Annotated in this window: 18 protein-coding genes; 11 read left to right on the top strand and 7 right to left on the bottom strand. The window is 68.8% G+C overall.

Features of this window, described 5'->3' with window-relative positions:
- Positions 1-65 precede the first annotated feature (65 nt).
- Positions 66-698: a 2OG-Fe(II) oxygenase gene (locus ASG60_RS20495; protein WP_056174444.1), complete on the top strand. Its 633-nt coding sequence runs from the start codon at positions 66-68 to the stop codon at positions 696-698.
- 261 nt (positions 699-959) lie between these two features.
- Here ASG60_RS20495 and groL read toward each other — a convergent pair whose 3' ends face one another.
- Positions 960-2,615, bottom strand: a complete 1,656-nt coding sequence (gene groL, locus ASG60_RS20490) for a chaperonin GroEL (RefSeq protein WP_056174446.1) — start codon at positions 2,613-2,615, stop codon at positions 960-962.
- Positions 2,616-2,714: 99 nt separating this feature from the next.
- A complete protein-coding gene (groES, locus tag ASG60_RS20485) occupies positions 2,715-3,002 on the bottom strand; it encodes a co-chaperone GroES (protein WP_056094907.1) in 288 nt (95 codons plus the stop codon).
- Between the two features lie 213 nt (positions 3,003-3,215).
- On the opposite strand from groES, the gene ASG60_RS20480 reads away from it, so the two are divergent.
- From ASG60_RS20480 to ASG60_RS20465, 4 genes are all read left to right on the top strand, one after another.
- The gene (locus ASG60_RS20480; RefSeq protein WP_056174448.1) at positions 3,216-4,226 is read left to right on the top strand and encodes a magnesium transporter CorA family protein; all 1,011 of its coding nucleotides are present in this window, start codon (positions 3,216-3,218) and stop codon (positions 4,224-4,226) included.
- Between the two features lie 103 nt (positions 4,227-4,329).
- Positions 4,330-5,820: a polysaccharide biosynthesis C-terminal domain-containing protein gene (locus ASG60_RS20475; protein WP_056387544.1), complete on the top strand. Its 1,491-nt coding sequence runs from the start codon at positions 4,330-4,332 to the stop codon at positions 5,818-5,820.
- A 59-nt stretch (positions 5,821-5,879) separates the two neighbouring features.
- The gene (locus ASG60_RS20470) at positions 5,880-7,082 is read left to right on the top strand and encodes an FAD-binding protein (RefSeq protein WP_056387541.1); all 1,203 of its coding nucleotides are present in this window, start codon (positions 5,880-5,882) and stop codon (positions 7,080-7,082) included.
- A gap of 193 nt (positions 7,083-7,275) precedes the next feature.
- The gene (locus tag ASG60_RS20465; RefSeq protein WP_056387539.1) at positions 7,276-8,661 is read left to right on the top strand and encodes a heterodisulfide reductase-related iron-sulfur binding cluster; all 1,386 of its coding nucleotides are present in this window, start codon (positions 7,276-7,278) and stop codon (positions 8,659-8,661) included.
- 2 nt (positions 8,662-8,663) lie between these two features.
- Here ASG60_RS20465 and ASG60_RS20460 read toward each other — a convergent pair whose 3' ends face one another.
- Genes ASG60_RS20460 through fumC form a run of 4 tightly spaced genes read right to left on the bottom strand, consistent with a single transcriptional unit; the run spans position 8,664 to position 10,723 of the window.
- Entirely contained in the window at positions 8,664-8,864 is a 201-nt protein-coding gene (locus ASG60_RS20460; protein ID WP_056387694.1) for a DUF2283 domain-containing protein, read from the bottom strand.
- Positions 8,861-9,082 carry a ribbon-helix-helix domain-containing protein gene (locus ASG60_RS20455; RefSeq protein WP_056387536.1) on the bottom strand — a complete coding sequence of 74 codons (222 nt, stop codon included), beginning with the start codon at positions 9,080-9,082 and terminating at the stop codon, positions 8,861-8,863. Before ASG60_RS20455 ends, ASG60_RS20460 begins: the two co-directional genes overlap by 4 nt.
- A 13-nt stretch (positions 9,083-9,095) precedes the next feature.
- The gene (locus ASG60_RS20450) at positions 9,096-9,284 is read right to left on the bottom strand and encodes a DUF4169 family protein (protein ID WP_056174459.1); all 189 of its coding nucleotides are present in this window, start codon (positions 9,282-9,284) and stop codon (positions 9,096-9,098) included.
- A gap of 11 nt (positions 9,285-9,295) precedes the next feature.
- Complete coding sequence (gene fumC / locus ASG60_RS20445; protein WP_056387534.1) at positions 9,296-10,723, bottom strand: class II fumarate hydratase; 1,428 nt, start codon at positions 10,721-10,723, stop codon at positions 9,296-9,298.
- Positions 10,724-10,862: 139 nt separating this feature from the next.
- On the opposite strand from fumC, the gene ASG60_RS20440 reads away from it, so the two are divergent.
- Positions 10,863-12,260 carry a cytochrome P450 gene (locus tag ASG60_RS20440; RefSeq protein ID WP_056387531.1) on the top strand — a complete coding sequence of 466 codons (1,398 nt, stop codon included), beginning with the start codon at positions 10,863-10,865 and terminating at the stop codon, positions 12,258-12,260.
- Positions 12,261-12,312: 52 nt separating this feature from the next.
- Here the strand turns inward: ASG60_RS20440 and ASG60_RS20435 are convergent, their stop codons facing one another.
- Positions 12,313-12,987, bottom strand: a complete 675-nt coding sequence (locus ASG60_RS20435; RefSeq protein ID WP_056387528.1) for a ClpXP protease specificity-enhancing factor SspB — start codon at positions 12,985-12,987, stop codon at positions 12,313-12,315.
- Positions 12,988-13,287: 300 nt separating this feature from the next.
- Between ASG60_RS20435 and ASG60_RS20430 the strand changes: the two genes are divergently transcribed.
- From ASG60_RS20430 to ASG60_RS20410, 5 genes are all read left to right on the top strand, one after another.
- Positions 13,288-14,097, top strand: a complete 810-nt coding sequence (locus ASG60_RS20430) for a CPBP family intramembrane glutamic endopeptidase (RefSeq protein WP_244476729.1) — start codon at positions 13,288-13,290, stop codon at positions 14,095-14,097.
- 90 nt (positions 14,098-14,187) lie between these two features.
- A complete protein-coding gene (locus ASG60_RS20425; protein ID WP_056174467.1) occupies positions 14,188-14,982 on the top strand; it encodes a thymidylate synthase in 795 nt (264 codons plus the stop codon).
- The gene (locus ASG60_RS20420) at positions 14,982-15,479 is read left to right on the top strand and encodes a dihydrofolate reductase (protein ID WP_056387526.1); all 498 of its coding nucleotides are present in this window, start codon (positions 14,982-14,984) and stop codon (positions 15,477-15,479) included. Before ASG60_RS20425 ends, ASG60_RS20420 begins: the two co-directional genes overlap by 1 nt.
- 360 nt (positions 15,480-15,839) lie before the next feature.
- A complete protein-coding gene (hflK, locus tag ASG60_RS20415; protein WP_056387688.1) occupies positions 15,840-17,000 on the top strand; it encodes an FtsH protease activity modulator HflK in 1,161 nt (386 codons plus the stop codon).
- Positions 16,997-17,944 carry a protease modulator HflC gene (locus ASG60_RS20410; RefSeq protein ID WP_056387524.1) on the top strand — a complete coding sequence of 316 codons (948 nt, stop codon included), beginning with the start codon at positions 16,997-16,999 and terminating at the stop codon, positions 17,942-17,944. The genes hflK and ASG60_RS20410 overlap by 4 nt, the downstream gene beginning before the upstream one ends.
- Positions 17,945-18,005 lie beyond the last annotated feature (61 nt).

The raw sequence follows: 18,005 nt of genomic DNA, 5'->3' as shown, positions 1-18,005 counted from the left end.
TCTATCCACCGCTGTTGCGCCGGAGCGTGCGCCGATCATCGGACGGAACGGGTACAGAGGCAGCCATGTCGGGACTTTCGATCCTCAACCTCGAAGCCGTGCGCGCCGCGCCCGTGTCGCGCGAGCCCTACACGTTTTTCCTCGGCAACGACGTCCTCGACCGCGCGGCCATCGACGAAATCCGGCAGGACTTCCCGGCGATTGCCAAGCCGGGTTACCTCACCGTGGACGAGGTGGCGCTCAAGGGCCGGTTCAAGGCGCTCATCGACGAATTGGAGAGCGACGAGTTCTCCCGCATCATGGGCGAGAAGTTCGGCATCGATCTCGTCTCGTGCCCGCGCCTCACCACCATCATGAAGAAGAGCCAGCCGAAATACGGATCGATTCACACCGACGGGCCGTCGAAGGTGATGACGATGCTGATCTACATGAACGATGCCTGGGACGCGCCCGCCGCCGGGCGCCTGCGGGTGCTCTACGACGGCCGGAACTACGAACCCTTCGCCGTCGAGGTGCCGCCCACCATGGGCACGATGTTCGCCTTCCTGCGGTCCGACAATTCCTGGCACGGCCACGAGCCGTTCGAAGGCGAACGCCGGGTGGTACAGGTCGCCTGGGTCAAGGACGCGGCCGAACTCGAGCGCAAGAAGAAGCGCAACCGGACGGCGCAGTTCCTGAAGGGCATCTTCGGGCGCTGAAACCCGGGCGGCCGGACACCGGTCGCATCGGACATCGTCTTCCTGGCTCGGACCGCTTCAGGGCGATCCGGGCCATTTTCTTGGGTAGGGGGATCGGCGATACGACAGCCGACGTCGCCCCGCGATCACCATGCTCCCGGCGTGGACGCGGAGTGGCGACGCCCGAGACTGCCAAGGGCGTGTCCCACGCTCTCGGCCACGAAGAAGGGGCCGCCTCTCGGCGACCCCCTCTATCAAGTTCGGCTCAAGACGCTCGGACTTTTAGAAGTCCATGCCGCCCATGCCGCCGCCCATGCCGCCGCCGCCCGGCATACCGCCGCCGGCGCTGTCCTTCTTCGGAGCATCGGCGATCATGGCTTCCGTGGTCACCAGCAGGCCGGCGATGGAGGAGGCATCCTGCAGGGCGGTCCGCACGACCTTGGCCGGGTCGACGATGCCGGCCTGGATCATGTCGACGTACTCTTCGGTCTGGGCGTTGAAGCCGTAGGTGATCGAAGAGGTGTTGTCGGTGATCTTGCCGACGACGATGGAGCCTTCGACGCCGGAGTTGGCGGCGATCTGACGGATCGGCGCCTCGAGGGCCTTCAGCACGATCTTGATGCCGGCCTGGACGTCCGGGTTGTCGCTCTTGAGGGCGCGGACGGCCTCGCGGGCGCGGAGGAGGGCGGTGCCGCCGCCGGGGACGATGCCCTCTTCCACCGCAGCGCGGGTGGCGTTGAGCGCGTCGTCGACGCGGTCCTTCTTCTCCTTGACCTCGACCTCGGTCGCGCCGCCGACGCGGATGACCGCGACGCCGCCGGCGAGCTTGGCCAGACGCTCCTGGAGCTTCTCACGGTCGTAGTCCGAGGTGGTCTCCTCGATCTGCGCCTTGATCTGGGCGACGCGGGCCTCGATGTCCGACTTCTCGCCGAGACCGTCGATGATCGTGGTGGTCTCCTTCTCGATGCGGATGCGCTTGGCGCGGCCGAGCATCGGCAGGGTGACGTTCTCGAGCTTGATGCCGAGGTCCTCGGCGATCATCTGACCCTGGGTCAGGATCGCGATGTCCTCGAGCATGGCCTTGCGGCGATCGCCGAAGCCCGGAGCCTTGACGGCCGCGACCTTGAGGCCGCCGCGCAGCTTGTTCACCACGAGGGTGGCGAGCGCCTCGCCCTCGATGTCCTCGGCGATGATGACGAGGGGCTTGCCCGTCTGCACCACGGCCTCGAGCACCGGCAGCATCGCCTGGAGCGACGAGAGCTTCTTCTCGTGGATGAGGATGTAGGGGTCCTCGAGCTCGGCGACCATCTTCTCCGCGTTGGTGATGAAGTACGGGGAGAGGTAGCCGCGGTCGAACTGCATGCCCTCGACGACGTCGAGCTCGGTCTCGGCGGTCTTGGCCTCCTCGACGGTGATGACACCCTCGTTGCCGACCTTCTGCATGGCATGGGCGATCATCTCGCCGATTTCCTTGTCGCCGTTGGCCGAGATGGTGCCGACCTGGGCGACTTCCTCGGACGAGGCGACCTTCTTGGCGCGGCTCGTGATGTCCTCGACGGCGGCCTTCGTCGCGAGGTCGATGCCGCGCTTGAGGTCCATCGGGTTCATGCCGGCGGCGACGTACTTGGCGCCTTCCCGGACGATGGCCTGGGCCAGGACGGTGGCGGTGGTGGTGCCGTCGCCCGCGATGTCGTTGGTCTTCGAGGCCACTTCGCGCACCATCTGGGCGCCCATGTTCTCGAACTTGTCGGAAAGCTCGATCTCCTTGGCGACGGTGACGCCGTCCTTGGTGATGCGCGGCGCACCGAAGCTCTTCTCGATGACGACGTTACGACCCTTGGGGCCGAGGGTCACCTTCACTGCGTCGGCCAGGATATCGACGCCGCGCAGCATCTTCTCGCGGGCGTCGGAGCCGAAACGGACTTCTTTCGCTGCCATGTTCAAATCCTCATGCGGTGGGAAGCCCCGAGGCGCTCAGAGTAAAAGCGCGCTCAAAGGGCTCGGGTAGGGGGACGAAGGAAGAGGGCAGATCGCCGTTCAGGCGACGACGCCCATGATGTCGGATTCCTTCATGATCAGGAGATCCTGACCGTCGATCTTGACCTCGGTGCCGGACCACTTGCCGAACAGCACGCGATCGCCGGCCTTGACGTCGAGGGGGTTGATGCGGCCGGCCTCGTCGCGGGCGCCGGGGCCGACGGCGACGATCTCGCCCTCTTGCGGCTTCTCCTTGGCGGTGTCGGGGATGATGATGCCCCCCTTCGTCTTCTCCTCGCCTTCGATGCGGCGGACGACGACACGGTCGTGCAGCGGACGGAACTTCATGAGCTGCCCTCTTGCTCTAAATTCGTGGATGGCGTTGATGCGGCGCGGCAGCGCGCTCAACCCAGGCCGTTAGCACTCTCGATCGGTGAGTGCCAACGATGCCGCGGAGGTAGGCGCATGCCTTGCGTGAGTCAAGACTGTCGCAGGTCGGCGCGACGGTTGCGCGACGGCAATTCTCTCTCGATCCGCTCCGCCACGGACCAATCATCCCCGATGATCAGCCTTCATGGACCACAGGGTGCGGTCGGGTCCCCCGCCACCGACGGCGCCGGACCGATGCCTGCCGCCACAGTGTGGATCGACCTCGACGACCCGAGTGCCGAGGAGGCGCAGCGCATCGAGGACGCGACGGGCATCCGCGTCCCATCGCGAAAAGCCCTCAGCGAGGTGGAGAATTCGAGCCGGCTGCGGCGTCTCAAGAACGGCTTCTCGCTGTCGACGCCGATGATCACCTTCGACAAGGTCGATTCGTTGTTGAAGCCCCTGGGGTTCGTCCTGACCAAGGACCACCTCGTCACCGTGCGGTTCCACGATCTGCGCGCGTTCGCGGAGGTGAAGAAGCGCATCGCCGAGGGCGACGGCCCGTCCACCACGAGCACGGAGATCTTCCTCCTGCTCATGGAGGAGTTGGTCGACAGCCTCGCCGATTCCCTGGAGGACATGGGCGCCGATCTCGATGCCCTCTCGACCCGGATCTTCGACTTCGACGTGCGGGGCGGCGCGCCCGCCAGCGACGACAAGCTCAAGACCCAGACGCCGCGACGGCGCGATCTGGCGCTCCGCCGGATCCTGCGCGGCATCGGCCGGCGCGGCAAGGCGCTGGGCAAGATCCGGTCCAGCCTGCTGGGTCTCGAACGCATCGTCCCCTTCGTCGCCAACGAGTGCGAGCACCTGCTCGGCGCCGAGCAGGTGCCGCGCTTCGAGGCCGTGCGACGGGACATCGCCTCCCTCGACGAGTTCGAGATCCGTCAATCCGAGAACGTCCAGTTCCTCCTCGACGCCACCCTCGGCCTCATCAACATGGAGCAGAACAACACCTTCCGGGTGCTGACCGTGGTCTCGGTCGTGGGCATTCCGCCGACCCTCGTGACCTCACTCTACGGCATGAATTTCAAGCACATGCCCGAACTCGATTGGGCCTACGGCTATCCCTACGGCCTCGCCCTCGTGGTTCTCAGCGCCCTCGTGCCGATCGTGTTCTTCCGCATGCGGGGGTGGTTCTGAGGATCGTCACGCCGGGCGGTTGACGGATTCTTTGCGCACCTCCGCTTAGGGTCCCGTCAAAGGCGCGAGCGCCCCGCTCGGCGCAAGGCTGCCCGTTCCCGCCATGGCCGTGATCTGCGCCTTCGTCCTCAACGCCGGGCTGAACTTCGTGCTCGGCCTGCTCATCGCGAAGCTGCTGGGCCCGGCGGATTTCGGTCTGTTCGCGCTGGCCACCGCCGGCGCCATCGTGGCCAACACGGTGCTGTTCGAGTGGCTGCGCCTGTCGGCGACGCGGTTCTACTCGGCCCGCGTCCGCGATCAGGAGCCGTGGATCCGCCAGGGTCTCGACCGGGCCTACGCCGTACTCGGCGCCGGGCTCCTCGCCGCCGCCCTGGTCTGCGCCGGACTCGGCGTGGAGGCGGGGCCCGAGAGCCGCGCGGCCATCACGGCGGGCGCGGGCGTGGCCGCCCTCGGGATCGGAGTGTTCGACTACCACGCGGCGCTCGCCCGCGCCCGCTTCGACGGTGGCCTCTATTTCCGGCTGGTGGCGATCAAAAACGCCTTGGCCTTCGTGCTCATGGCCGGCACGGCGTGGCTCCTGCCCCAGCCGGCCTGGGTGCTCGCCGCGGCGGGCCTGAGCCAGTTCCTCGCCGCCGCGATCCTATGGCGGCCCATGCGCGATCCCGTGAGCCCGCGCCTGCGCGTGCGCCTCGCCGAGACCTGGCGGCTGTTCCTCGCCTACGGCCTGCCCTTGATCGCCGCCAACGCCATCTATCAGCTGCTGCCGTTCCTCAATCGCGGCACCATCGCGGCCCAGGCCGGGCTGGCCGAGGCCGGCTACTTCGCCCTCGCGGCCGACGTCACCACGCGCAGCATCGGCACGCTGGGCACCGCCCTCGACCTCCTGCTGTTCCAGCTCGCCGTGCGCGTCGAGGAGGAGGAGGGCCGCGCGGCCGCCGAGGCCCAGGTCGGGCGCAATGTCGGCGTGGTGGTCGCCCTGCTGCTGCCCTGCGCCGTCGGGTTCTGGGCGATCCTTCCCGCCCTCCAGGCCCTGGTGGTGCCGGAGGCCTATCGCGGCCCATTCGCGAGCTATGCCGGGCTGATGATCCCGGGCTTCTTCTGCCTCGCCATGATGAACTTCGCCCTCAATCCGATCTTCCAGATCCGCCGCAGGACCCTGCCGGTGATCGCCGCCGCCGTGGTGGGCCTCGCCGTCGACGCCCTCGGCCTGTGGCTGCTGCCGCCGCTCATGGGACCGGAAGGCATCGCGGCGGCGCAGACGGCGGGTCTCGCCGCCGCCACCGGGTTCCTGGCGCTCCGGGCGCTCACGGGGCCGCAGCGCCTGCGCCTGCCGTGGCGCGATCTCCTGATGGCCGGTATCGCCTGTGCGGCCATGGCCCTGTGCCTCGTACCCCTGCGCCATCTCGAGCCCGTGCGGGCCCTCGCGGTCAGCCTGCCCCTCGGCTTCCTAGTCGTCGGAGGGTTCACCTGGGTCCTGGACATCGCCGGCCTGCGCACCCTCATCGCAGCCCGCCTGGCGGCGCGGCGCGCAGGACCGTCGAAGGCGGGAACCGGACGCACCGGACCGGATGCAATCGCGAACGATTCTCATTAGGATCGGACCACAAAACACGAAGACGGACCGGGCACGCCGCCCGGCCAGGGCGGGAAACGATGCGGTCATACGAGCCTCACGACGCGGATGCGGCGGCGGACATCGTCCGCGCGGCCGCCGACCGGGCGGAGCGCCTGCGCCTCGTCGGCGGCGGCACCAAGGCGGGGATCGGCCGCCCGGCCGGGAATCCCGCATCCGAGGACGAGGCGACGCTGTCCACCGCCGGATTGTCGGGCATCACCCTCTACGAACCGGCCGAGATGGTGGTCTCGGCGCTCGCCGGCACACCGCTCGCCGAGGTGCAGGCCCTGCTCGCCGGGCGCGGCCAGATGCTGCCCTTCGAGCCCATGGACCATCGCGGCCTGATGGGGACGCACGGCACGCCGACCTTCGGCGCGGTGGCATCCACGAACAATTCCGGCCCCCGCCGCATCAATGCCGGGGCGGCCCGCGACAGCCTCATCGGCGTGCGCTTCGTCAACGGACGCGGCGAGATCATCAAGTCCGGCGGTCGGGTGATGAAGAACGTCACCGGCCTCGATCTCGTGAAGCTCATGGCCGGCGCCTGGGGCACCCTCGGGCTGCTCACGGAGGTCACCTTCAAGGTGCTGCCGGTGCAGGAGCGGGTGTCGACCCTGGTGTTCTCCGGCCTCGACGATGCCCGGGCCGTCGCCGCCCTCTCGGCCGCCCTCGGCTCGCCGTTCGAGCTCACCGGCGCAGCCCACCTGCCGGCCGGGATCGGCGGCCCCAAGGCCCGCACCGCCATGCGGGTCGAGGGGTTTTCGGACTCGGTCGCCTATCGGCTCGGCGAACTGACGAAGCTGCTCAAGCGCTTCGGTGCGCCCGAGATCGTCGAGGGCGACACCGGCACCGCCCTGTGGACAGGCATCCGCGACGCCGCCCCCCTGGCCGAGCCGGCGGATGCCGCCATCTGGCGTCTCTCCACCGCCCCGACCCACGGCCCCGCCCTGGCAGCCGCCATCGCGGCGGAGCGCGACGCGCGGTGGTTCTACGATTGGGGCGGCGGCCTGATCTGGCTGGCGACCGCGGCCGAAGGTGATGCCGGGGCCGCGACCGTGCGGGCGGCGGTGAAGGCGCAGGGCGGCCACGCCACCCTGGTGCGCGCGCCCGACGCCGTGCGCGCCGCCGTGCCGGTGTTCGAGCCCTTGTCCGAGCCGCTGATGCGGATCACGGCGGGTCTCAAGGCGGCGCACGACCCAATGGGCGTGTTCAATCCGGGCCGGATGTATGCGGAGATCTGACGTCGCCGCGACATTCTTACCCGCAGGCATCGGCCTCGGGTTCCGACTATCAAGAACCCGCCGGCCAGTATTTGGAGCAGTTCCAAAGGCTCGGCAGACCGCCCGTTCCGCTCTAAGGTCCGGGCGAAGACGACGGGGCCGCCATGCCGATGGTGTAAAGCGGCACCGCGATGGGTGGATTCAGGAACACGCCGTGCAGACCAGTTTCAGCCTGACGCAGCTCGCCGATCCCGCCATGGCGGCCTCGGAAAAGATTTTGCGGACCTGCGTCCATTGCGGTTTCTGCACCGCCACCTGCCCGACCTACCTGCTGCTGGGCGACGAACTCGACAGCCCGCGTGGCCGCATCTACCTCATCAAGGACATGCTGGAGGGCAACAAGCCCGCCGTGCCGGAGGTGGTCAAGCACATCGACCGCTGCCTGTCGTGCCTGTCCTGCATGACGACCTGCCCCTCGGGTGTGCACTACATGCACCTCGTCGATCACGCCCGCGCGCATATCGAGGAAACCTACACCCGTCCCTTCGGGGACCGGGCGCTCCGGGCGGTGCTGGCCTTCGTACTGCCCTATCCGAACCGTTTCCGACTGGCTTTGCTCGGCGCCAAGCTCGGGAGCCCGTTCCGCCCCCTGGTGGCGCGGGTGCCCGGCCTCGGCAACCGGCTCGCCGCCATGCTGGATCTCGCCCCGGCCGAATTGCCGAACCGCAACCGCACCGACCGGCCCGGCACCTTTCCGGCCGAGACCCGTGCGCTGGAGGCCAGCGCCGCCCTTCAGGGCACCACGGCCCCGGCCCGCACGGGCCGCGTCGCGCTGCTGCGCGGCTGCGCCCAGAGCGTCCTGCGGCCTGACTTCAACGAGGCGGCGATCCGGCTGCTGACCCGCCACGGCGTCGAGGTGGTGCAGGCCAGGGGGGAGGGCTGCTGCGGCGCGCTCACCCACCATATGGGCAAAGCCGAATCCTCCCATGCCCAGGCCAAGCGCACCATCGACGCCTGGATCGCCGAAATGGACGGCGAAGGCCTCGACGCCATCGTGGTCACGGCGTCGGGCTGCGGCACCACCATCAAGGATTACGGCTTCATGTTCCGCGACGACCCGGCCTATGCCGAGAAGGCCGCGCGGGTTTCGGGGATCGCCAAGGACGTCACCGAGTACATGGCCGGTCTCGGCCTGATGCCGACGCTCATCGAGAGCGACCTCGTGGTCGCCTACCACTCCGCCTGCTCGATGCAGCACGGCCAGGGCATCCGCACGGAGCCGAAGAACCTCCTGAAGCGTGCGGGCTTCGCCGTGAAGGACGTACCCGAGGGGCATATCTGCTGCGGCTCGGCCGGCACCTACAACATCCTCCAGCCCGAGATCGCCGGCCGCCTCCGGGACCGCAAGGTCGCCAACATCGAACGGATGCGCCCCGACGTCATCGCCACGGGCAACATCGGCTGCGCGACGCAGATCGGAAAGGGCACCGCGATTCCCATCGTGCACACGGTGGAATTGCTCGACTGGGCGACGGGCGGCCCGAAGCCGGCGGTGCTCGAAGGGCTTGCGTCCGGGCCCACACTTGCGGCGGCAGAGTAGCTTCAAGCTGTGGTAGCGAGACTCTTCAGGTCCGTCCCAGGTGACATGTGTCGAGCGCCATCGAGGATATCGATGCCGATCACCCGGCGCTCGCCGTCGAGAGCGAAGATGATGCCCGGGCGCACCTCTTCGCTCTCGACGAGCGGATCGTCCGAGAAGCCGAGGTAAGGGGCATCCGCGTTCGAATCGTAGCGCGTCTTCATCGGATACATGCCTGCACCGCCACCAGCACGAACACCCGGATCGCGGACGACAGGTTCTGCCCGTCCCGGCCCGCATCGATGTCACCGATCAGCGCCTGCACCGACTTGCCACGCGCTTCTGCGATCTCCCGCAGGGCGTCCCAGAACGGGTCCTCGAGGGACACGCTGGTGCGGTGCCCGGCGATCATCACCGAGCGCTTGGTGATGCCGCCGGTCACGGGGTGCGCCCCTTCACTCCGAGTCCGGCCCCATGAGCTTGTGGCCCTCGTGGCGCGAGACTTCGATGGCCTTCTTGGCGTCCGCCAGGGTCCTGGCCTTCTTCGGGCGGCCGAAGGCGATGCGGTTGTCCGCCGCCTTCGCCTCCTTCTCGGACCGCGCCTTCGCCTTGCGGGCGTCGCGCAGGTTGATGATCTCCGCCATGCGCGTCCCCGTCAGTCGGCGCTGGGTGCCAGCATGGTCTCCGGGCGCACCACGCGCTCGAACTCCTCTTCCGTGACGTAGCCGAGCCGCAGGGCCTCCTCCTTCAGGGTGGTGCCGTTCTTGTGCGCGGTCTTCGCGATCTCGGCGGCCTTGTCGTAGCCGATGGAGGGGGCGAGCGCCGTCACCAGCATGAGCGACCGGCTCATGAGGTCGGCGATGCGGTCCTCGTTGGCCTTGATGCCCACCACGCAATTGTCGGCAAACGAGATCGCCGCGTCGGCGAGGAGCCGGACCGATTGCAGCACCGCGTTGGCGATGACGGGCTTGAACACGTTCAACTCGAAGTGGCCCTGGCTGCCGGCGAAGCTCACGGTGGTGCCGTTGCCGATCACCTGGGCGCAGACCATGGTCAGCGCCTCGCACTGGGTCGGATTGACCTTGCCGGGCATGATCGAGGAGCCGGGCTCGTTCTCGGGCAGCGACAGCTCACCGAGGCCGGAGCGCGGTCCGGACGCCAGCAGGCGGATGTCCTGCGCGATCTTGAACAGGCCGGCGGCGAGCGCCGACAGCGCCCCCTGGGTGAACACCAGGGCGTCGTGGGTGGCCAACGCCTCGAACTTGTTCTCGGCCGAGGTGAACGGCAGGCCCGTCAACTCGGCGACCTTGGCGGCGAACTTCTCCGCGAAATCCGGGTGCGCGTTGAGGCCGGTGCCGACCGCGGTGCCGCCCTGGGCCAGGGCCAGCACGCCCGGTACGGTCGCCTGGACGCGGGCGCTGCCCAAAGCCACCTGCGCGACGTACCCCGAAAATTCCTGACCGAGGGACACCGGCGTCGCGTCCTGCAGGTGGGTGCGGCCGATCTTGACGATGTCGGCGAAGGCCGTCGCCTTGGCGTCGAGGGCGTCGTGCAGGTGCTTCAGGGCCGGCATCAGCCGGTCGTTGATCTCGCGCGACACCGCGATGTGCATGGCGGTGGGGAACACGTCGTTGGACGACTGGCCCCGGTTGCAATGGTCGTTGGGATGCACCGGTGACTTGCCGCCGCGTTTAGCCCCCAGCAACTCGTTGGCGAGGCTCGCGATCACCTCGTTGGCATTCATGTTGGACTGGGTGCCGGACCCCGTCTGCCACACCACCAGGGGGAATTCCTGGTCGTGCTCGCCCGCGACGACCTCGGCGGCCGACGCCGCGATGGCCTGGGCGACCTTCGGGTCGAGGCCGCCGAGATCCTGGTTCACCAGGGCGGCGGCCTGCTTGACGAGGCCGAGCGCGTGGACGAGGGGCGCCGGCATCCGCTCGGTGCCGATCTTGAAGTTCTGGATCGAGCGCTGGGTCTGAGCCCCCCAGTAGCGATGCGCCGGAACCTCGATGGGGCCGAACGTGTCGGATTCCGTGCGGGTGGCGGGGGTCTCTTCGCTGTGCGTCTCGGTCGGCGACATCGTGGCCTCTTCGTGTGGCTGCGGCGAACCCTACTTAGACCGGGCGGGTCGAAACCGCGATGGTGCCGCGTGACGGTGCCGTGGATGTCTCAACGCTTTTCGAGCGACCGGCCCCGGACCGAGGATCGATGACACGCCGATGATGGATGCCGCCGCCCCGTGCCCGCCCGACGCCCCCGCGCGCTTCCGCCCGGCCGTGCCGCGCCCCCTGCGCCGGCCCATGGGCCTCCTCGCCTTCCTGAAGGCGGCGCGGGCCAACCCGATCACCACCTGGCTCGACGACCATTTCGAGAAGCCCGTGATGGCCGGCGAGGGCGCCATGGGCCGCGTCACCGTGGTGAGCGACCCCGCGTTGATCCGCTATCTCTACGTCGAGAACGCCGCGAACTACCGCAAGGACGACCTGCAGCGCCGGGTGCTGGCGCCGGGCCTCGGCAACGGCCTGCTGACGGCGGAGGACGAGGAGTGGAAGCTTCAGCGCCGCACCCTGGCGCCGATCTTCTCCGCCCGCCACGTGCTCGGCTTCGCCGAACCCATGAATGCGGCCGGCGCTCGCATCGCCCGGCGGCTCGCGCGCCGGGACGGGACCACCATCGACGCCGCCCTGGAGATGACCCGCGTCACCCTCGACGTGCTGGAGCGGACGATCTTCACCCAAGGCCTCGCGAGCGACCCGGATGCGTTGGGCCGGGCGATCACGCGGTTTCTCGAAGCCGTCGGGCCCATCGATCCCCTCGACGTGTTCGGGATCCCGAGCTTCGTGCCGCGCATCGGGCGCCTGCGGGCACGGCCCGCCGTGCGGTTCTTCGCCGAGGTGGTGGACGCGCTCATCGACAAGCGCCGCGCCCTCATCGCGGCCGATCGTGCGCCGGCGGACCTCCTGACCCTGCTGCTGAAGGCGCAGGACCCGGAGACCGGTAAGGGCCTGACGGACCTCGAAGTGAAGGCTAACATCGTCACGTTCATTGCGGCCGGCCACGAAACCACCGCCAATGCCCTGACCTGGGCGCTCTACTGCCTGTCACAGGACGACGGTGCGCGGGCGCGAATCGAGGCCGAGGTCGATGCCGTGCCGGCGGGCGAAGGATTCGATGCCGAGGCGCTACCCTTCACCAAGGCGGTCATGGAGGAGACCATGCGGCTGTTCCCGCCGGTGCCGTTCCTCAGCCGCCAGGCCATCGCGGAGGATCGTATCGGCCGGGTGAAGATTCCCCGGGGCTCCCTCGTGATGGTGGCACCCTACGTGCTTCACCGTCACCGCACCTTGTGGGACGATCCCGCCGCGTTCGTGCCGGATCGGTTCCTCGGCGAGGCCCGCAAGGACATCCCGCGCTTCGCCTACCTGCCGTTCGGGGCCGGGCCGCGCGTGTGCATCGGCCAGAGCTTCTCCGTGCAGGAAGCGGTGATCGTCCTCGCTCACATCATCCGGGCCGTGCGCCTGCGGATGGCGGCGGATCACCCGCCGGTCACGCCCCTGCATCGGGTCACCCTGCGGCCGGAGCATGGCCTTCGCATGGGCGTGGAACGGCGAGCCTGAATGCAGCACCGACGGAAAACACCGGCCTCCGAAAGGCCGGCATTCCGGTGGTTCAGCTCTTCTTGCGGAACGCGTCGAGGCTGACGACCTCGGCGCCGGCCTCGGTGCCCTCACCCTCGGCCTTCTTCGAAGCGGACGCCTTGCCGACGGACAGCTTGGCGGCGGGCTTGTCGGCTTCGTCCGCGTCCTTGTCGCTCTGCGCCGGCGCGGTGGCGGGACCGATCTTCGGCACGCTGGAGCCGATGGCCGCCAGACCCGTGCCCTTGGGCTTCAGCTCGCTCGGCTCGGAAGCGGCGCCGCGCGGAGCGGTCTTGCCGGTGGCGAGCGGTGTGACGTCGTCGTCGACGGCCTCGACGGCCTCCTCCATGCCCTCGGTCAGGTCGAACTTCAGGCCGAACTGGACGGAGGGGTCGAAGAAGCCCGAGAGCGCGTCGAACGGCACCAGTAGACGCTCGGGCACGCCCGAGAACGACAGCCCGACCTCGAAGGTGTGCTCGTTGACGCCCAGATCCCAGAACTGGTGCTGGAGCACGATGGTCATGTCCTGCGGGTACTTCTCGCGCAGGCGCTGCGACATCCGCACGCCGGGCGCTTCCGTCCGGAAGGACACGTAGAAATGATGCTCGCCCGCGAGCCCGTCCCGGGCCGCGTCGGTGAGCACCTTGCGCACGACGCCGCGCAGGGCGTCCTGCACCAGAAGATCGTAACGGATCAGATCGTCTGCCATCTGCGGTCGCTTATACCCGGTGCCTGGCCGCCGTCGCGCGCCCAAAAGCGCACCGGGGTCGGATGAAAATCGAGCGGAGCGCCGTTGCCGGGTCACTCCGATAATGCCTGTACGGCCTCGACCTTCCGCTGGAACCCGGAGCCTGTCCAGACCGCATGCGATGCGTCCAAAGGCCCATGGTTCTGATGGAAGGTGGCGGGTACCGTCGCGCGGTCGGAACGCCCCTCCGACACGGGGACCACGGCGCGCCATCGCTGACGCGTCGTCTGTCCCCTGAACATAGAGAGAGTCAGGCCGCTTTTGAAGCCCGATCCGCGCGTCCTCGCCGAACCCGACGACCCGGCCGCCATCGGGCGGTGGCTGGCGATCGGGCGGGCCGGGCTCGCGATCGCCGCCATGGTGCTGTGGGTCGCCTTCCTCCTCAGCGCCGCGAGCGTGATCGCCCTGGTGATCGTCCGGGTCGGCGCCGATTGGATCGACGGGCTCGATCCGTTCTCGGCCGCCGGACGCAGTCCCCTGCGCCCGCGCCAGTTCGCCGTCCGGGCCCTCGCCCTCGATGCGGTCCGCCAGGGCATCCTCGCCCTCCTCGTCCTCGCCGCCGCCCGCTGGGCAGCCGGCCCCGACTGGCGCCGGATCCTGGCCCTGTCGGCCCCGCGCGATGCGCGCCTGCCGCGGCGGACCTTCGGGTGGCTCCTCGTCGCCTGGCCCATCGTCCATATCACCTGGGTCACGGGCACCGGGGCGCTGTTCGGCGCGCCGGTGGCCCGCCACGCCACCCTGTCGCCGTCCCTGCTCGCCGTGGGCATCGTCCTGTGGCTCGCCACCGTGGTGGTGGTGGCGCCCGTGGCGGAGGAACTGCTGATGCGGGGCTTCGTCTTCGCCCGCGGTCTGACCCGCGCCGGTCCGGTCCTCACCATCCTCACAACCGCCGGGCTGTTCGCGGGTGCGCACATCAACGGTTTCGGCCTCGCCCGGCCGATCTCGCTCCTGCCGCTGGCGCTGATACTGGGCTGGCTGCGCTGGCGTGGCGGCCGGCTGTGGCCGTGCATCCTCCTCCACGCCTGGAGCAACCTCGCCATGATCGCCTGGGTGCTCTGGCCCGAGGGATGAGGATCGTTAGGGACAATCCGCGCGGACGGCGCGGATGATCTCGCCTCGACGACCGGGACCCGTTATTTGAGAACCACAGTCGGAGCCGCGATGCACGCCTATCACCAGCTTCTCCAGCGCATCCTCGACGAGGGCGTCCGCAAGGACGACCGCACGGGCACCGGAACCCTTTCGGTGTTCGGCCATCAGATGCGGTTCGCTCTCGCGGACGGCTTCCCCCTGGTGACGACGAAGCAGCTGCACCTGCGCTCCATCATCCACGAATTGCTGTGGTTCCTCACGGGCGACACCAACGTGCGGGCGCTTCAGGCCAATGGCGTCACCATCTGGGACGAGTGGGCCGATGCGCAGGGCGACCTCGGTCCAGTCTACGGCCGGCAATGGCGGTCCTGGGCCAAACCCGACGGGGGCAGCGTCGACCAGATCGCCTGGGTGCTCGACGAAATCCGCCGCAACCCGGATTCGCGCCGCCTCGTCGTCTCGGCCTGGAACCCGGCGGACCTCGACCGGATGGCGCTGGCGCCCTGCCACTGCCTGTTCCAGTTCTACGTCGCGGAGGGGCGGCTCTCGTGCCAGCTCTATCAGCGCTCGGCCGACGTGTTCCTCGGTGTCCCGTTCAACATCGCCAGCTACGCCCTGCTGACCGCGATGATCGCCCGGGTCACGGGACTGGAGCCCGGCGACTTCATCCATACGCTGGGCGACGCCCACCTCTACGTGAACCACCTTGATCAGGCCCGCCTGCAGCTCACCCGCGAGGAACGCCCCCTGCCACGCCTCGTGCTGAACCCGGAGGTGACCAGCCTGTTCGATTTCCGCTTCGACGACATCGCCATCGAAGGCTATGCGCCGCACCCCGCCATTCGTGCGCCGGTGGCGGTCTAATGGCGCGGCCCCGCATCACCCTCCTGGCCGCGGTCGCGGAAAACGGTGTCATCGGCCGCGACAACGCCTTGATCTGGCGCCTGCGCAGCGACCTTCAGCGGTTCAAGGCGCTCACCCTCGGCAAGCCCGTGGTGATGGGCCGCAAGACCTACGAGTCCATCGGCCGCCCCCTGCCGGGCCGGCGCATCCTGGTGCTCACCCGCGATCCGGGCTTCACCGCACCCGGCATCGAAACCGTGGGGAGCTGGGAGGAGGCCGTGGACGCCGCCGTCCCGGCCGGGGAACTGATGGTGGCCGGGGGCGGCGAGATCTACCGGCTCGCCCTGCCGCAGGCCGACCGCATCCACCTGACGGAAGTCGCCCTGGCGCCGGAGGGCGACACGGTGTTTCCGCCCTTCGACCGCGCCGCCTTTCGCGAGACCCTGCGCGAGGCGCATCCGACGGGAACGCACGACAACTGCGCCTTCAGCTTCGTCGATCTGGAACGGATCGCGTGAGTCCGGCGGGCCGGATCTCGCCCCGCAAAGGCCCGCGATCCCAGACCCCGCGACCCCGAGCCTCGCGACCCGCGACCCAATGCGCAAAGGTTCCCCCGGCGGTTGTCTTTCGGATCGGCGATGCCCAAGTGCCGTAGAGGTCCGTACCGGCATCGTTCGGCCGCCTTCGGTCCAACCTTGACAGGACGGCGGGCGGGCTCGCAGGTGGTGCGGGTCGATCGGGGCCGTCCGACACTCCTGTCCACGCGATGGAGTAGAGTTCGCGCTGGGTGACAGTGCGAACGAACGGCGCGAGTGGGCTTCGTGCCCGGTGAGCTTTGTGCGGCGAACACGCTGCTGGAACGGGAGATATCGGCGAGCATGCCTTGGAGCAATCAGAGCGGCGGCGGTAGCGGCAACGGGGGAGGGCCCTGGGGCCGGGGCAGCGGCGGCAATGGCGGCGGGGGTGGCCCGTGGGGAAGCGGCGGCGGGGGCGGCGGCGGCAAGACGCCCCAGGACCTCGAGGAGTTGCTCCGGCGCGGCCAGGATCGCCTGCGCGGCGTGTTGCCGGGTGGTTCGATGGGTGGCGGACGCGGCATTCTCATCGCGGCCGGACTCGTTGCAGCGGCATGGCTCGTCACGGGCTTTTACACGGTGGCCCCACAGCAGGTCGGCATCGAAACCATGTTCGGGCGCTATACCGGCACCACCGGTCAGGGCCTGAACTACGTATTTCCCTATCCCATCGGGGCCGTGACCAAGCCGAATGTCGGACAGGTCAACAGCATTCAGATCGGTTACCGGGCCGGCCCGCAGGGTCGCAGCACCGATAAGGCCGACGAGAGCCTGATGCTCACCGGCGACGAGAACATCGTCGACCTCGACTTCGAGGTGCAGTGGCGGATCAATCCGCTGAAAGCGTCGGACTTCGTGTTCAATCTCGAAAACCCCGAAGGCACCATCAAGGCCATCGCGGAAAGCGCCATGCGCGAAGTCATCGGCCGCCGCAACATCCAGGCGATCCTGACGAACGAGCAGTCGAGCGTCGCCCAGGAGGTCAAGGAGCTGACCCAGAAGGCGCTGGACGAGTACGGCGCCGGCGTCCGCATCGAAGTGGTCCAGCTCGTCGCCGTGAACCCACCGCCGGAAGTGCGTCCCGCCTTCATCGACGTCAACGCCGCCCAGCAGGACGCCGAGCGCGCCCAGAACGAGGCCCGCACCTACGCGAGCCGCGAGTTGCCGCAGGCCAAGGGTAAGGCCGCGCAGATCGTACAGGCCGCCGAGGCCTACAAGACCCAGGCCACCGCCGAGGCGACCGGTCAGGCCGCCCGCTTCCAGCAGGTCTACGATTCCTACAAGGTCGCCCCGGTTATCAGCCGCGAGCGCATCTTCCTCGAAACGATGGAGCGGGTCCTGGGCTCGGTGAACAAGGTGATCATCGATCAGAACGGCACCGGCGTGAACAATGCCGGCGCCGGCGTCGTCCCCGTCCTGCCGCTCAACGAGTTCGGCGCCCGCAGCACCGGTGGAGCCGCACGATGAACAACCCCGCAATCCGCACCGGCCTCATGATCGCGGCGGCGGCCGTCTTCGTTCTGCTCTACGCCTCGGTCTTCACCGTGGGCCAGATGCAGCAGGCTCTCGTGCTTCAGTTCGGCCGCGTGCGCGCCGTCCTGAACCAGACCGGCACCGACAAGCCGGGCCTGTATTTCAAGGTGCCGTTCTTCGACAACGTCGTCCTGTTCGACAAGCGGGTCCTCGACCTCGACCTGCCCGTGCAGACCCTCCTGACGGCCGATCGCCAGAACCTCGAAGTGGACGCCTTCGCCCGCTACCGGATCATCGATCCGCTGAAGTTCTACCAGTCCGCCAACAACGTCCTGCGCGCCAACACCCTGCTCGCCAGCTTCACCAACTCGGCCCTGCGCAACGTGCTCGCCCGCTCGACCCGGGACGCCATCGTGCGGACCCAGCGTTCGGACCTGATGAACCAGATCCAGGGGGACGTGAACCGGCAGGCCAAGGAGCTGGGCGTCGAGATCGTGGATCTGCGCATGACCCGCGTCGATCTGCCGGCGCAGAACAGCACGGCCGTCTATCGGCGCATGACGACGGAGCGCAACCGCGAGGCCGCCGACATCCGCGCCAACGGCGACCAGATCGCCGCGACCATCAAGGCCAAGGCCGACCGCGACGTGACCGTGCTGATCTCTGAAGCCAACCAGACTTCCGAGACCCTGCGCGGCCAAGGCGACGCCGACAAGAACCGCATCCTCGCCGCAGCCTACGGCAAGGACGCCGACTTCTTCAGCTTCTACCGGTCAATGCAGGCCTACGAGACCGGGCTGAAGGGCTCCGACACCCGCCTCGTGATCTCGCCGTCCTCGGACTTCTTCCGCTACTTCAGCGATCCGCAGGGGCGCTCCCCGGCCACCGCCGCGCGTGGTGCGACCGATGCGGGCGCGACGGGTTCGGTCGGGCGCTGAGCCTGCCGATCTCTCGTCAAAGAACGATCAAGCGGCCGGCACCTCAGTGCCGGCCGTTTTC

The sequence above is a fragment of the Methylobacterium sp. Leaf469 genome, assembly GCF_001424745.1.
In the GTDB taxonomy this organism is placed as follows: Bacteria; Pseudomonadota; Alphaproteobacteria; order Rhizobiales; family Beijerinckiaceae; genus Methylobacterium.
The sequence above is the reverse complement of the archived record's forward strand: the minus strand, read 5'-3'. Positions and strand labels throughout refer to the sequence as shown.